This is a genomic window from Thermoleptolyngbya sp. M55_K2018_002, assembly GCF_015295965.1.
Lineage (GTDB): Bacteria > Cyanobacteriota > Cyanobacteriia > Elainellales > Elainellaceae > Thermoleptolyngbya > Thermoleptolyngbya sichuanensis.
Genome location: NZ_DVEA01000368.1, coordinates 27,434 through 42,530, shown reverse-complemented (window position 1 = coordinate 42,530; position 15,097 = coordinate 27,434). Strand labels below are relative to the sequence as shown.

Genomic DNA, 15,097 nt, shown 5'->3' with positions numbered 1-15,097 from the left:
ATGACAAAGCGGGGCGCAAGCTGATCGGCGTTTGCGCGACGGATGTGGTGCTGCCAGAAGAGTTTCGCATGTTTTTGCGGAATCTCCAGATCGGCAAAACGGGGCAGGCTTTCATCATGGATCGCAGCGGCAACCTGATTTCCAACTCCATCGACGAGCCGCTCATGCTGGGCGAAGGGCAGGATGCCAAGCTTTTGCCCGCAACGGCGAGTAAGGATCGGCTGGTGCGCGAAACGGCAACTTACCTGACACGGCGGTTTGGCGGGTTTGATGCCAGCGCGATCGCCCAGCCCCAGCGGCTAGATTTTTCGCTCGATGGGCAGCGTCAGTTTCTTGAAGTGGTGCCGTTTCGCGACGGCTACGGGCTAGACTGGCTGATTGTCGTTGTCGTGCCAGAGTCAGACTTTATGGCCCAGATCGATGCCAACACACGCAACACCGGGCTGCTCTGTCTGGGGGCATTGGGGGCATCGATCCTGGGCAGCATCCTCACGGCTCGCTGGATCACCGGCCCAATCCTGCGCGTCACCCAGGCCACAGCGGGTATTGCCGAGGGCAACTGGGGACAGCCCGTTGAACCCATCGGCTCGATTACCGAAATTCAAACCCTGGCCAACACGTTTACCCGCATGAGCCACCAGCTCAAGGATTCCTTCGAGGCGCTGCGCCAGAGCGAAGCCACCAACCGCGCCATCGTCACGGCGATTCCCGACTTGCTGATGCGGGTCAGCGGGGATGGAACCTACATCGACATTGTGGGGGGCGATCGCCTGCTGCAAGTCTACGGCAATGAGCAGTTTGTGCCTGGTTCCAACGTGACGGATTCGCTGCCGAGGGCGATCGCCGAAACTCGCCTCAAGTATATTCAGCAGGCCCTTACGACCGGGCGGCTTCAGGTCTACGAACAGCAAATCGAGGTCAATGGCAAACGGCAGGATGAAGAAGTCCGCATTGCCGTCTTGGGACAAGATGAAGTGCTGATTATGGTGCGCGATATCACTGCTCGTAAACGAGTAGAAGAATCGCTTCGCATTGCCGAAGAAAAATATCGCAGCATTTATGAAAACGCCGTCGAGGGTATTTTTCAGTCCACAACCGATGGGCGATATATTAACGTCAACCCAGCCATGGCCCGCCTCTATGGGTATGATTCATCCGAAGATATGGTGAATTCAGTAAAGGACATTTCGACCCAAATCTATGTCCAGCCAGAGCGTCGCCAAGCCTTCAAAACAGCGCTAGAAATCACCGACCAGATTGAAGCGTTTACTTACCAGAGCTATCAAAAAGATGGGACGATGATCTGGGTGGAGGAAAGCACTAGAGCCGTGCGAGATCCACAAGGAAACATCCTTTATTACGAAGGCATTGTGCAGGACATTACCGAGCGAAAGCGCTGGGAAGAAGAGATTCGCCGCCACCTAGAAGAACTGCAAATTGAAATCGATCAAAGCCGCCGCGCAACGGAAGTAGAAATGATAACCCGCAGCAACTATTTTCAGGAAATTCAGGAAGAAATTTCAGGCTTTGATCTGGATCAATTCTGGAGCTAGTGACCCTATCCGCAGAGCTTGAAGTCCCTAAGCCGGTAGGCATAATCAGACATAATCACGTAACTAACCAACAGGATGCGTGAGCGCTAGCGCAGTGCATCGAAAGCCTCAAAGGGAGCGAATTACGTCTACGCCCACCAGCATCCCAGTAATTCGTCCATCCGACTACAGCTATGTTCTACAGTGCAGCCATCTGATTACAGCTATTTGCTTGGAACGACGGAATTGAGGTAAGCGCTAAGCGCAGTTAGCTTGGGTAGTGCCTTGGTAAGCAGACTGTGGCACGATATCTACACCATGTATTTCAACATCCGTTGCACCAGAAACATTGAGAGAGGCACAGCGAATTTGATGGAGCAATTGCTGGCTGGAAAGCTTACCCGAAAGCATCACCACGGTTCCTCGCTGGCGCACCGTCAGGTTTTGCAAATCTTCGTAGCTAAACTGCTGTTCCAATACTTGCGTGACGCGATTTGCAAGTCCGTTATAGTCGTACTCACCATCGATTCCAACCCGCTCTGGTGGAATCGTTTTGAAGAGAGAATGAGTCGTGTCTTTGGCAGATGAATGGGTGTTCATTCCGGTAGATTCAACGAATGACAAAGCTCCTGAAATCATAAATGCACGTCCTTGTTTATGATTTTCAGCTAGCGAACTGGGGGCTAGCTACGTTTCTGCTGAATCTTCTCGTTAGATTCACTTAATCTGAAATTATGTGAAGCCTAACATAAAGCTTAAGCAGGTGTAACTACTGAGAATCCGCCCGTTGGCCGATCTTTTACGTGTAAACACTTAGGCTGGCTGCAAAAGATACAAAGCACAGATTAAGCAGTCCGGAAGATACGGTCAGCCTTGAGGGGTAAAACCCCTTAATTCCCTCAAATATAACAATCTAAGATGTCTGCTACATCAGGGTTTTAGCCGATTCAGCCAGCTTCCTGAAAAATTCATCGTTTATTGACCCGGAAATACACAGCTACTAGCCAAGCTAAATGAGTCTTTCTACTCATTTCTACTCAGGGGTTGAAACTTGCTTAGGATACCTGCCAGAGCCTGATTGTGCCGTCTCGTCCAGCGCTGGCGAGACGCTTCTCGGACAGAAATGCGACGCTCTCCACCGCAGCCGTGTGTCCTGTGAGAGTCGCTTGCAGCGCCCCCGTTTCTAGACTCCAGATTTTAACCGTAGTGTCGTGGCTGGCGGTAGACAGCAGGCGGGCGGATGGGTTGCAAGAGAGGGCCGTAATCGGCAATAGATGGCCGGTCAGGTTGTAGCGCAGCCCGCCCGCGTGCAGGTTTCGCAGCTTAAGCGACATATCCCAACTGCCGCTGAGGACGGTGCTGCTTTGCGCCGTAGCCGACTCTGGCGGTAGGGCGATCGCACTCACTTGGGCCCCGTGCCCCGATAGGGTTCGCAGCAGTTCTCGCGTGCCAGTATGCCAAATTTTTACCGCGCCCTCTGCGCCACCGCTGACCAGAATCGGCTGCTGCGGGTGGAGAGCGATCGCCTCTACTGCCGCTTTGTGGCTGCTGAAGGTGGCGATCGCCTCGCCGGTGTGGGGCAGCCATTGGCGAATTGTTTTGTCGCGGCTGGCACTGTAGAGAGTGCTATCGGGGGCAAAGGCGATTGCCGTCACTACGTCTGTATGGCCCGCCAGCGTCCGCGTCTGCGTGCCGGCCTGCCAGTCCCAGAGCTTAATAGTGCGGTCAAAGCCGCCGCTGGCCAGCGTATCGCCCAGGGGACTCACCGCCACCGTCGTCACGACCACCCCTGGCTCCTCAAACATCCAGAGCGCCTCGCCGCGATCGCAGTCCCACACCACTAGTCGCCCATTATTGCCGCCGCTAAACAGTAGATCTCGACCAGGGAGGGGGGCGATCGCATTCACCCCAGCCCCCGCCTCCAGCGTCCCCACACAGCGCCAGTGGCTTTCGGGTTCGGGTTTTAGGCTGACCCTGGTTCCCGGACTGCCGACCCCCGATTCCTGATTCCGAATGCCAAGCACGTCCATCACCGCAGCGGCCGAAGAAAAGCGATCGCCCAAGCTCGTGGCCAGCATTTTGTCCAAGACCTGGGCCAGGGTATCGCTGACCGTACCCGCCACCGACCGCCAGTGCCACAGCCCCCGCACGCCATCAAATAGCTCAAACGGACTCAGCCCCGTCAAAAGCTGAATGCAGGTTACACCCAAGCTGTATAAATCGCTGGCGTAGGTTGCCTGGCCCATCAGTTGCTCTGGTGCGGCATACTCGGCGCTGCCCATGAGGGTTCCCGGACGGGCCAGGGCGGATTGGGTAAGGCGTTTGGCTGCGCCAAAATCAACCAAGACGAGGGATTTTGGATTTTGGATTTTGGATTTTGGATTTTGGATTTTGGAGGGTTGCAGCCAGCCCGTTAGCTCTGGTGCGTCTGTTAGTGCCCAACTGGTGACATCGAGTTCTGCCTGCTGCCCGCCGCTGGAGGGCTGCCCTTTGCGAATCAGGTTTGTGGGCTTGATGTCTCGATGGATAATCTGGTGGTCGTGGAGAAATTGCAGGAGGGGCAAGATCTCAGCTAGCAGGGCGCGAATTTGGGATTCGTCGAAGCTGCCGTTTTGGGTCATTTCCTGCGACAGGTTGCGCCCTTCGACAAATTCCTGCACCAGAAATTGGGCATCTTCTCGCTCGAAATAGGCGTAGAGGTCGGGAATTTGGGGATGGCTGCTGAGTTCGTCGAGTCGCGCGGTTTCTTGTCGAAATCGTTCTTCGCCAGTTTGGTTTTGAAAGCGCTTGATGATGCAGCGGTTGTCGGTAATTTTGTGGGTATCTAGCCCCAAAAAGGTGCGGCTCGATTCGCCATTGCCCAGGGGTTGATAGGCCCGATAGCGATCGCCCAGCAGCAGCCGCGCCCCACAGGTCTGACAAAAGCGATGGCTCTGGGGATTGGCGGGCTTGGGACAGCGGGGGTTGAGGCAATACATGGGGGCAATACCGCTTTTGGATTTTAGTATTGACGATTTTGGATTGCCAATCTGCTAAGACTCTTTCTGCACTTTGCGCCCCCGGCTGCGCGACCGCAGTGGCAGAGAGAGAGAATGTCCTCGCAGGGCGATCGCCCGCTGCAAGTGTTCGGTCAGGGGCGCATCCTTGGCAAGCTGGAGCTGGCGGGCAGTCTGGGCGATCGCCCGAATCTCGCCACCGGATACGGCAAGCTGCTTGGCCAGCGCCTCCCAGTCGATGGGGCTGCTTTGCGGAAACAGTTCTGTTTGCTGCCAAAGCTGCCAGCGCTGGGCCGCGTCGGGCATGGCAAACGAGAGAACCAGACGAAGCTGGCGTTGCCAGGGCAGGGCGATCGCCTCGGCGTGGGGCAGGCTGAATAGGGTCAGCGTTCCATCTTCTTGCCGGAGGGAGAGCAGGCGGGAGATTTCTGAAGGGGCGATCGCCGCTGACCGTCGCAGCCAAAGCTGGGCCGATTTCACCAGCAGCAGCGGCGGACGGGTAGACTCGATGTCTTGCAGCAGCAGTGGAAAGTCGGCCGGGTTGACCTGGGACAGATCGACCGTTGCCAAGGGCTGCCCCAGCGTGTGGGCGATCGCCTCGGCAGCAAGGGTTTTGCCGACCCCTGAGGGCCCAGCCAGTACGGCGACGGGCCCGCTGGCGGTCGGGGAGACGGCAGCGGCGCTGGCCAGATCACAGAGCGATCGCAGCCGCTCGACCAGCGATTCTGGCAATACCAGCGCATCCCACGGCACGTCCGTCCGGCGGAGGGTCAAAAACGACTCGACGGCGGCAGGTTGCAGCAGGCGGTCCAGCACCGCCGCCTGGGGCTGTTCGTCTAGCAAAAAGCTGACCAGGGGAGCCGCCAGCCGCAGCGATTGGTTGAGCAGGGTGTCGGTGTTGCGCGGGTGTCGCTCCAGCAGTCCCAACTTTAGCAGGGGTGCGTCATCCAGCAGGCGCGATCGCCCGACTCGCCATTCCTGGTCATTGCGACACAGCAGTTGCAGCGCCAGGTTCACCGTGGGCAGGTCAGACACGGCAGACTCTTCACCCTGCAAAAAGCGATATAGACGGGCGTAGCGGCGGTTCACCTCTGGGGCGATCGCCAGCAAAATCACCTGCTTTTCAAACAGCGAAAGCTGGAGGCGATCGCACAACATCGGCAGCCCCAGCAAAACGCCGCGGGCCTCCGTCGCCCGGATGCGTCCTTCAAGCTGCTGCTGATAGCCGGGTCGGGGTGTGGTTACCGCTGTCGTCGCAGGCGGCTGGCGATATTCGTCGTAGCAAATCTTGCCGTCCAGCGAAATCACGCCCTGCCACCAGTGGCTTGTCACTCGGTCTGCCCGCGACTGGGCCACCCGGTCGATTTCTTTGGCTTCCTTTTTTTGTCGCGCCACCGCCACCATCAACATCCGCTCTAGCCAGCCTAGCTCGGTTTTCAGATAGCTCCAGTTGTCGGCAAATCCGGCGGATGCTCCCGTGGGTGGCTCTGGTAATGACTCGGTAAGGGGTTCTGCGGACATGAGAAGGTTAATGGGTTAGGGATAATGACTCCGCAAGGCTGATGCGAAGAGGGTGGGGGTTGGAACATCAGGCGGGGTGCATCAGGGTTGTAAAAGCGAGCGGTGCTAATCCAACGGATGGATGACCCGTCAACAGGCTTTCCTCAAAATCTCCTGTAATCTCAATCTCCTTCTAAATCTCCTTCAAAAGGAGGATTTTGATCCACTGGCTCTTTTTCCTGAACGCTCACATTGTTTTGAGACTGTTTTGAGATTGTTTTGAGAAAGCGCTAGCTCAAGGCGAAATCCAGGGTTCCAAGTGGCTCCACCCCCAAAACACTAACCTGTAGTATTCCCACTCAGAAACTGTCGTCAACCTTGAGGAATAATGAAGCGCGATCGCCCGATTGGATGAACCGCCGTGATCTGGGAAACTCAGTATGTTGACGGTATGAATCCGTGAAATTAATGGTAAGAATAGAAGAGACAAGTCCTGTTTCTGAAGGACTGCTCAGTGACCTCAAGTAAGCAGTTCTATAGCCGCGCTAGAGGACGATTCAGTGACCAGCAAATGGGGAGTTTCTACCAGCGGTTCAATTTGTTTTGGGTCGATATCCGGTCTGTGTCGATATCCGGGCTGCGTCTGGTCTGTGCCTGTTTCAGGTTGGTGCATGTTGTGATTTGCTTTGTGGCTCTCCGCTGCCCAGCTTCAGGTTCTACTCTGTTCCCTGTTTCACATCAACTAATCCTCAAAGACATCCTATGTTTGAAGTTGGTGCCCTGGTGCTCTGGCTTTCTTTGTTTACGGTTCTACCCTGTCTGACCAGCCATCAAAAACCGAATCCGCCTCGCTAGGTCGCTGGGCGATCGCCCGATCCCGATGCGTAACACGATGCATAACACATGCATAGACGGTTGGCGCGGCATCGCTTTGGGTCTGCTCCCCGCTAGATGGGCTGTGCGGGGGCTGATTGACTGACAAAACTCGAAGCACCCTCACCCCAACCCCTCTCCCAGAGCGGGCGAGGGGCTTTTGACCCAGGTTTGGCAGTTCAAGTCCCTTCGCCCCTTGTGGGAGAAGGGATTTAGGGATGAGGGGAAAAGATTTGTCAGGTAACCGGGTGCGGGGGTGATGACTGACTGCACCCGCAATTTGTTGTCCACTTGTCGTCTACGAGTCGCTTACAAGTCGTTTATAAATTATCGTCTACAAAATTGTCCTACCGTCTGGAGGCTTCTTCCGGACGCTAGGCGCATCCGGAGTTTTCAGCGCAGCATTGTGTATTTCCGGCACTAAATATTCTCTAGATATTATTTTGGGATAGCGATTTTGAGATAGGCCTAGAGCAAACCCCAGGGCAGCGCGGGGTTCTAGGGTGTGCTGTCTGGGGTAGCTGGTTCGCCAGTTACCCATCGCGCCTCTGTGCAGAATCTTCAGTCAGTTGTATTACATCGTGCTACAATCGTAATCTAACTGTGCAGAAGGGCGATCGCCCCTGAGTTTCTGATGAGGCTCTTGGGCACATCTCCGTCTGCCGATTTGGGTGGAGGTCTCCCGAGATGGCGAGTTCACAGAGTTTTCGCAATATTCTGAATTACTACAGACGATACTGGGGCCTCTCGGTGTTTAGCATTACGGCCAGCAGCCTGTTTGAAGTGCTGGATCTGGCCGTCCCCTATGCCATTGGGCAACTGCTGAATGTGCTGTCGGGGCAGCCGCTGGACGGGCCGTTGCAGCGGTTTGTGGCGCGGGTAGGCGCAATGGGCGATTGGGACGTGGGGCGATCGCTCTCGCTGGTGGTGCTGCTGGGCGTGATCTTTTTGGTGACGGTGGTTCGTGCGCCGATTCAGGCCTGGCTAGGGGTCTGGTTTCACTGGGACATCGCCCTGAGGTCGCGCCGCGATCACACAATTCGGGCGATCGCCAAAGTCCTTTCTCTGCCGCTGGAGTTCTATGACGAAAACAATCCGGGACGCATCTCTGGGCGAGTCGCGCGGGGGTTGGCAAACCATACCTGGACCTATCCCGAAATCGCGGGTCAGCTGATTCCCAAGATCGTTCGCGTGATTGGGATCTTTGGAGTTATCTTACTAATCGAGTGGCGCATCGCGATCCTGTTCCTGATTTCGTTCGTGCTGATTCTCGCCTTCCTGCTGCACAACCTGCGGCGACTGATCAAAAAAGAGGAACGGCTCGATGAATACATGGAGAACACCGAAAGCCGCACTTCGGAAATCATCACCAACATCAAAACCGTGAAAGCCTTTGCGACGGAAGCAAACGAGCTAGAGCGGCAGCGACAGCGGATAGAACGCGAGTTTAAGGTGGTGGACTATCGGGTTCATAAGGGCTACGTCACTCTGTTTGCCTGGCAAAAGCTGGTGGTGGAGTCGTCGGTGTTTGTGGTGCTGGCGCTGACGCTGTGGGCGACGGTGCAGGGCAATATCTCGCTGGGGCATTTTGTGACAACGCTCACGGTGTCTAGCATGGCCTATGCAGAGTTGGAACCGATCTGCACCGTGGCGGAGGTGTTTGCCCGCCGCTATGCCTCGATGAACCGCTTTCACGAGTTCATGCAAACTCCGGACGGGCAAGATTCCCATAACTTACTCGATCCGCCCGCAGCGGTGCGCCATTATCAGTTCACAGGTAAGGTTCATTTTGAAAACCTGAGTTTTGGCTATGAGCGCGATCGCCCGGTGTTGCAAAACATCAATCTGCTGATCGAGCCGCGTCAGACGGTGGCGCTGGTGGGTCGTTCTGGTTCTGGCAAATCGACCCTGGTGAAGCTGCTGTTTCGCTATTTCGAGCCGCACAGTGGGCGCGTGTTGATCGATGGTCAGGACGTTCGATCGCTCGACATCACGGGCTATCGCAAGCGGCTGGCGATCGTTCACCAAGAGGTGGATGTGTTCAACGGCACGCTGATGGACAATCTGACCTATGGCAACCCCCGCGTGACGCAGGAGGCGATCGCCGAAGCCTGCCACATTGCCCGCGTGGACGAATTCGTGAAAACCCTGCCCCAGGGCTATCTCACCGTCGTCGGCGAGCGGGGCGTGCGGCTCTCTGGCGGTCAGCGACAGCGCCTCGGCATTGCCCGCGCCCTGCTGATGAACCCGGACGTGCTGGTGTTTGATGAAGCCACCTCCAGCCTGGACTACGAATCCGAGCGATCGATCCAGTTGGCGATGCAAAACATTCTGGGCACGCGCACGACGATCATCATCGCCCACCGCCTGAGTACGGTGCGGGAAGCGGATCAGATCGTGGTGCTGGATCAGGGTCAAATTGTGGAAGTGGGCAGCCATACGGAACTCCTCGCCCACGGCGGCATCTATCACCGCCTCCACGCTTTGCAGGAAACGGGTGAGCTAATGGCGTAATTGACCTGTACTGATTCAGTCGAGCATTGAGCAGGAATAGAACCCAGAGGGGCAGAATGTGTTTAGCTCTGCCCCTTTTTAGGGCTTCAAATTTTAGGGCTTCAAAGATTCCGCAAAAGTGCCCGTTTGAATTGAAGAAGGTAGTGTTCGCCCAGAATGTTTAACCCAGAACGTGGAGTGCTGCCTGATGGGGGCGATCGCCCGATTCTAACGTTTCATTTCAAACCCGGTGGATGCAGGAACCCCCTCCCCAGATCCTGCGTCTCCGGTAGCCCATACAAGAGGTTCGATCTATGAGTAAAAAAGCCAAGGGCAGAGGACGGCAGCGCAACCAGTCTTCTTTCTGGGGCGATGAGCGGTCGTGGGATCAGAGCGACTTCTTACCCACCTGGCTCGATCCAGTAGAGGTGGGCACGGCATCTGGCGGCATTCCCTTCGAGTTTGAAGCCGGCCCCGTATTCTTTGAAGTGTTTAACGACGGCGCACCCGACGGCACCGACTCGGTAGTGTTCACCTTGTCGGAGGGCGACGGCCTGGGCTTTGCCAAATCGACCTACGTGTTTCGAGAACCCGCTGCGGGCAGCCAGCTCTTCAGCATCCGCCTGGCAGAAGGGGCTGCATCGCAGGAAGTGACGATTATTCTGCTGGATGCGGGAGTGGTGCCGGTGCGGTTGGGCCAACAGGGCGATCGCTACGGGGGGTCTGCTGGCGACGACGCAATCTTTGCAGGCAAAGGCGACGACACGATAGACGGCAAAAGCGGCAGCGACACCCTGCGGGGACAGGAGGGCAATGACACTCTGCGCGGTCGTGGCGGCAATGACTCGCTGTTTGGTGAAGAGGGCAAAGATAACTTGCTGGGGGGCGCAGGCAACGACACCCTCAACGGCGGTGCAGGCAACGACACCCTCAACGGCGGCCCAGGCAACGACATCATAGATGGTATGGCGGGGCGAGATTTGCTGATCGGCGGCGACGGCAAGGATATCTTGCTGGGGGGCGCGGGCAACGATACGATTTATGGCGGCCTGGCCGACGGCGCAACGGAAGTCAACTTTGGCAACGACCAGGAACTCAGCGGCGGCGACGGCAACGATCTGATTTTTGGCGGCGAGGATGCCGACCTGATCTTTGGCGGCGACGGCAAGGATACGCTGTTTGGCGGCGACGGCAACGATGAGATCTTTGGCGGCAATGGCAACGACCGCTTGGAGGGACAAGAGGGCGATGATACCCTCAGCGGCGGCGACGGCGACGACACGCTGCTGGGCAACGCGGGCAACGACTCCCTGACCGGCGGGCTGGGCAACGACAGCCTCAGCGGCGGCGAGGGAAATGACGTGCTATTCGGCAACAGCGGCAACGACACGCTGGCGGGTGGCGCGGGCGCAGACACTTTCTCGTTTTTCAGCTTCGACGGCGTGGCGACGATTCAGGATTTTTCTCGTGCCGAAGGCGATAAAATCCAAATTTCCAAATTTGGCACCGGGGCGATGCTAACGAGCCAGTTTGCCTATAGCAGCGCCACTGGAGCGCTGACGTTTAACGGAACGCTGGTGATGCAGCTTCAGCCGGGGTTAACCTTTTTACCCAGCATCGACCTGGTGCTGTTCTAGGCGACCCGGCCGGCTTAGTGCCCATCCTTCCAAGTGGCGCTATGGACGAAATTGCGGAGGCCCAGCGGACGCTGACCGGCAATCCAAAATCGCAAATCCAAAGTCCCAAAATCCAAAATCCAGAATCCAGAATCCAAAATCATAAGCTTGCCTGTGAAGCATTTGCTACATCAGAGAAGGCTAAATCCTGACAGAAAAGAAAAGAGCAGACGGAGCGCACCGCCTGCCCTTCAGGATCACTACTGGTCTTTGAAAATAGTGTATTGGGTTTTCTGTGAAATTACGGAAAAGTTCAAAGTGCTTAAGTAAATATTCTGAGAATTGTTCTGAGAGTTCCTGAGCTTGCTCCTTTCCCCGCGACGCTCTACGAACCCTTTACGATAGCTGAACTATGGCTGGATCGCTTTCCTGGAGGGCGATCGCCGAAATAGGTGATCATGCTCTGGGTTATACAAGCGCGATCGCACGGATGTTTCGGCGCTTTCCTCAGAACCCCTTACCTCAGAACCTCTTGCCGCCGCCAGCGCCGGACTAATCACGTATAGCGTCGTGCGGATCAGGTCTTTTTCCTGCGTGGTTGCTGCCATCTGGCTGAGCGGCGTAAGCCAGATCTGCTCATCGGGCCAGCCCAGCCGAAAGCAAATCGCCACAGGCGTATCGGCGGCATAGTGTTCCATGAGTTGGGCCTGGGCGGCTTCTACATGGCGAGCGCTGAGGTAGAGGCACAGGCTGGCTTTGTGCGCTGCCAGAGAAGCCAGATTTTCGGCGTCGGGAACCTGGGTGCGCCCGCTGATCCGCGTCAGGATAATGGTTTGCACCAGGCCGGGCAGCGTCAGTTCTACCTTTAGCCGCGCCGCCGCCGCCTGAAACGCGCTGATGCCCGGAATCACCTCAAAGGGAATGTCCGCTGCTGCCAGCAGGTGCATTTGTTCGTGGATAGCGCTGTAGAGGCTGGGGTCGCCGGAATGCAGCCGCACGACCGACTGGTGCGATCGCACTCGCGCCACCATCAGCGGCAGAATATCCTCCAGCGTTTTGTTGGCCGTCCGCACAATCTCCGCATCGGGGCGGACGCAGCCCAACACCTGCTGCGGCACCAGCGAATCGGCCACCAAAATCACGTCCGCCTGGGTTAACAGACGATAGGCCTTCAGCGTCAGCAGTTCTGGATCGCCGGGCCCCGCGCCCACGATATACACGGCTGGCTCCAGCGGTTCCGCTGTCCCAACTGCAAGATTTGCCCCGAAATCAGTGACCTGAAGACCTGTCATTGGCGATCGCCCCAAACGTGATTAGAAAACTAGGACGGATGCAGTTGGACAATTTCCCGTGGCGGATAATTTCTCGTGGGCTGCACCCGCGAGAAATCATCCAAAATCCAGCAAACCGATCGCAAGTGTGTCAGTCCTGAAAGCAAAGTGTAGCGAATATTTGCGAATATTTAGGGAATTCACAGCGTTTCCTGTTTGGGCGCGACCGAGACAAAATAGAGCGTCAGCCGCCACACCTGTCACTATTCCGAAAGCTTTCAGCATTCCGAAAGCTTTCAGCGTCATACATTACGCCCGCGCATCGGTCATGGTTATAACCCAGGGGCGATCGCGCTGTTTCTACGAACGCTGTGATATTGACCCAATAGGACAGGGAGGGGCGATCGCCCCCGGGTAAGAATCAACAGTTAGCTTACTTGCTCTTCTTTTTCGGCTTCTTCTGTGCAGTTTCAGCACCAAACCCCTTAGAAGGAGACGCAGGCAGCTTCGACGTTTTCACCCTCAGCCGTTCTGCATCAACCCGATGCCGACGCTCATACACTTCCGCTGGCGAGAGCAAGCCTAAGTGACGCTGCACATCTAGCCAGTCTCCACAAATCGCAAAGTCTACCCATTTCGCAGCATAGGCCTGCTCGATGATGGGCGCAGACTCCCGAGCTGCCAGATCCAGCAGGCTATTGACCAAAACCCCGTTCATCTCTGGGCTGTTGTTGGAATACTGCTCAAGCGGCGCTTCCAGAGCCGCCACACATGCTGCCCTCGTCTCCGGATGGGTTTGACCCAGTTTGACCAGGATATTAGCCGCTGTCCACCGGCAGTAGAGAGGATTCTTTGGATTTTCTAAAAAATCACGAGTTGGAGAGAGTGCTGCTGGGCCAATCAGCGAAAAGACTTCGGGCATTTCTTCATTGAACCAGTCATTCTCTTCCATAGCGCTGAAGATTGAGAGCAGCGGCTCAATTGCATCCTCGGCTTGGAGTTGCCCTAGTGCCCGCCACGCATGAACAGGTGCCCAAGACTCCGGTTTATCCGACTCAGCCCAGTTTAATTCCTGGTCGATCGCCATTCGAGTCAATTCAGGAATATCCGCCTCAGTGAACCCATACTGCTGGGGATAGTCTATCCATTTGTGATGTGGGCGCAGGCGCTTTTCCCCAAGCTGAAGCAGCACGTTGACGGGTGGAGAGTAAGTTTCAGAAGTCATAATAGATAGTGGGTGAAAAATAGTTGGTGAAAACAGGTTACAAATGTTGTAAATGATGTTGTAAATGATAGGTGCGCGCGGTATCGCACATTGCTGCCTAAACGCCCTCGGTGACGGGGATACGCCCCTGTCGCGCTGCCGCCACTAGCAGCTCATAGTCTCGTTCTGTCTGGTCTGCATAGGCGTTGGCAAAGGGAACCAGCGCGTCATCTAGGGCGGCGCTCTTGCCCACGTAGCCCGCCAACATCGCCGCATCGCCAGATTTGGCATGGGCCAGGGCCAGCGCCCAGCCGCACAGCACGCCGTAGTTGGGCAGGGCCGAGGGGGCAAACTTACCGGGTTCGATCTTGAGGGAACCTTTCATGTCGCGCAGTTGGCGAAGGTAGTAATGAACGCCATCCAGCGTCCCCCATCCCAGAAAAATGTCTGGGGCACCCTGGATCAATCGCTGCCCAATCACAACGCGGTGTCCCTGATGATGATCTGGCAGGCGATGCCGACAGAGCGGGTCTTGATTCACTGGGTCTACGTAGGGTGCTAGAACCGAGGGCTGGGCCTCTTTGATTTGCAGAAACAGGGGGTCATTGTTGCCTGTGCCTTCTAGATAAATGACTGAACATCGAGTCCCAACGCTGCCAACTCCCACCACCTTGCGGGCCCCGTCCACAATTCGATATCGAGACAGCAAAAAACGGCGATCGCCACTCAGAGAGGTCAGATAGTCCTGCATGAGGAGCGCGATTGGGTCTACGGGCGATCGCCCACTGCTGGTCGCTTCCAAGCGCACGATCAAAGGCGGCGACTCCACAATATGGCGCTGGTCATCAATCAAGTCTGTTATCTTATCTAGTGTCTGCAAGTTAGTTCTTTCACGCGCCTTAGTCAACAGGCGATCGGTTTTTTTGCGTAGCTCATCGGGCAACTTCTGAAGTAGCTCATCTTCAGAAATCGTTTCGTACCATAGTTCCAGATGCCCCATTTCGGCATAGATTTGCAAATTTTGCCGATAGGACTGCACGACTGCCCGCACTGCTTCTTCACACAGCGTTGAACTGGCTCCCAGCGTCCTTCCCGCCACCACAAAGCTGGCCACCAGCCGCTTCAAATCCCATTCCCAAGCCCCCGGATACGTTTCATCAAAATCGTTAATGCCAAAGATCAAGTTGCGTTCTGCCGAGGCAAATACGCCAAAGTTAGACAGGTGCATATCCCCGCAGGCTTGAACCATCAAGCCCGTTGTTGGCGCTGGGGCTATATCTCGAATCATGATTGCCGCCGCTCCCCGCAAAAACGCAAAGGGAGAAGCCAGCATTCGCCCGTAGCGAATCGGCACCAGGTCAGATAAGCGAGTTTTTGCCTGGGCTTCCAGAATTGCGATCGGGTCTTCACGAAGGTCGGCGGGGCTATAGCTGCCGTGGGCCGAACGCTTGAGGACTTGACGCAGAGCTTTGCCCTCCGCCCGACGTTCTGCTACAGAGCGACTTTCAGTGGAGAACAGCAGCGCTGCTGGATCGACCGAAAGATTTGCAGAGGATGAAAACGGCATTTTCCTTGTTGCTCAGAAAGAGTCTTTGCTCAAAAAGAGTCGGAT

Annotated in this window: 9 protein-coding genes; 3 read left to right on the top strand and 6 right to left on the bottom strand. The window is 56.1% G+C overall.

Annotated elements, in window-relative coordinates:
- A partial coding sequence (locus IGS51_RS19110) for a PAS domain S-box protein (protein ID WP_297080384.1) occupies positions 1 to 1,553 on the top strand: 1,553 nt, incomplete at its 5' end.
- 237 nt (positions 1,554 to 1,790) lie between these two features.
- Here IGS51_RS19110 and IGS51_RS19105 read toward each other — a convergent pair.
- The 3 genes from IGS51_RS19105 to IGS51_RS19095 form a co-directional block, all read right to left on the bottom strand.
- A complete protein-coding gene (locus IGS51_RS19105) occupies positions 1,791 to 2,132 on the bottom strand; it encodes a phospholipid-binding protein (protein ID WP_297080383.1) in 342 nt (113 codons plus the stop codon).
- Between the two features lie 455 nt (positions 2,133 to 2,587).
- Positions 2,588 to 4,510 carry a serine/threonine-protein kinase gene (locus tag IGS51_RS19100; RefSeq protein ID WP_297080382.1) on the bottom strand — a complete coding sequence of 641 codons (1,923 nt, stop codon included), beginning with the start codon at positions 4,508 to 4,510 and terminating at the stop codon, positions 2,588 to 2,590.
- A gap of 54 nt (positions 4,511 to 4,564) precedes the next feature.
- Complete coding sequence (locus IGS51_RS19095; protein ID WP_297080381.1) at positions 4,565 to 6,049, bottom strand: AAA family ATPase; 1,485 nt, start codon at positions 6,047 to 6,049, stop codon at positions 4,565 to 4,567.
- A gap of 1,539 nt (positions 6,050 to 7,588) precedes the next feature.
- On the opposite strand from IGS51_RS19095, the gene IGS51_RS19090 reads away from it, so the two are divergent.
- Positions 7,589 to 9,415: an ABC transporter ATP-binding protein gene (locus tag IGS51_RS19090; protein WP_297080380.1), complete on the top strand. Its 1,827-nt coding sequence runs from the start codon at positions 7,589 to 7,591 to the stop codon at positions 9,413 to 9,415.
- 293 nt (positions 9,416 to 9,708) lie between these two features.
- Positions 9,709 to 11,031: a calcium-binding protein gene (locus tag IGS51_RS19085; protein ID WP_297080379.1), complete on the top strand. Its 1,323-nt coding sequence runs from the start codon at positions 9,709 to 9,711 to the stop codon at positions 11,029 to 11,031.
- A 389-nt stretch (positions 11,032 to 11,420) separates the two neighbouring features.
- On the opposite strand, the gene cobM is transcribed toward IGS51_RS19085, so the two are convergent.
- The 3 genes from cobM to IGS51_RS19070 all read right to left on the bottom strand — a co-directional run bounded on the left by cobM (position 11,421) and on the right by IGS51_RS19070 (position 15,052).
- Complete coding sequence (gene cobM / locus IGS51_RS19080) at positions 11,421 to 12,302, bottom strand: precorrin-4 C(11)-methyltransferase (protein WP_297080378.1); 882 nt, start codon at positions 12,300 to 12,302, stop codon at positions 11,421 to 11,423.
- Between the two features lie 412 nt (positions 12,303 to 12,714).
- On the bottom strand, positions 12,715 to 13,506 hold the full coding sequence (locus tag IGS51_RS19075; protein WP_297080377.1) for a DUF1186 domain-containing protein: 792 nt from the start codon (positions 13,504 to 13,506) through the stop codon (positions 12,715 to 12,717).
- 97 nt (positions 13,507 to 13,603) lie between these two features.
- The gene (locus tag IGS51_RS19070) at positions 13,604 to 15,052 is read right to left on the bottom strand and encodes a DUF2252 domain-containing protein (protein ID WP_297080376.1); all 1,449 of its coding nucleotides are present in this window, start codon (positions 15,050 to 15,052) and stop codon (positions 13,604 to 13,606) included.
- Between the last annotated feature and the right edge of the window lie 45 nt (positions 15,053 to 15,097).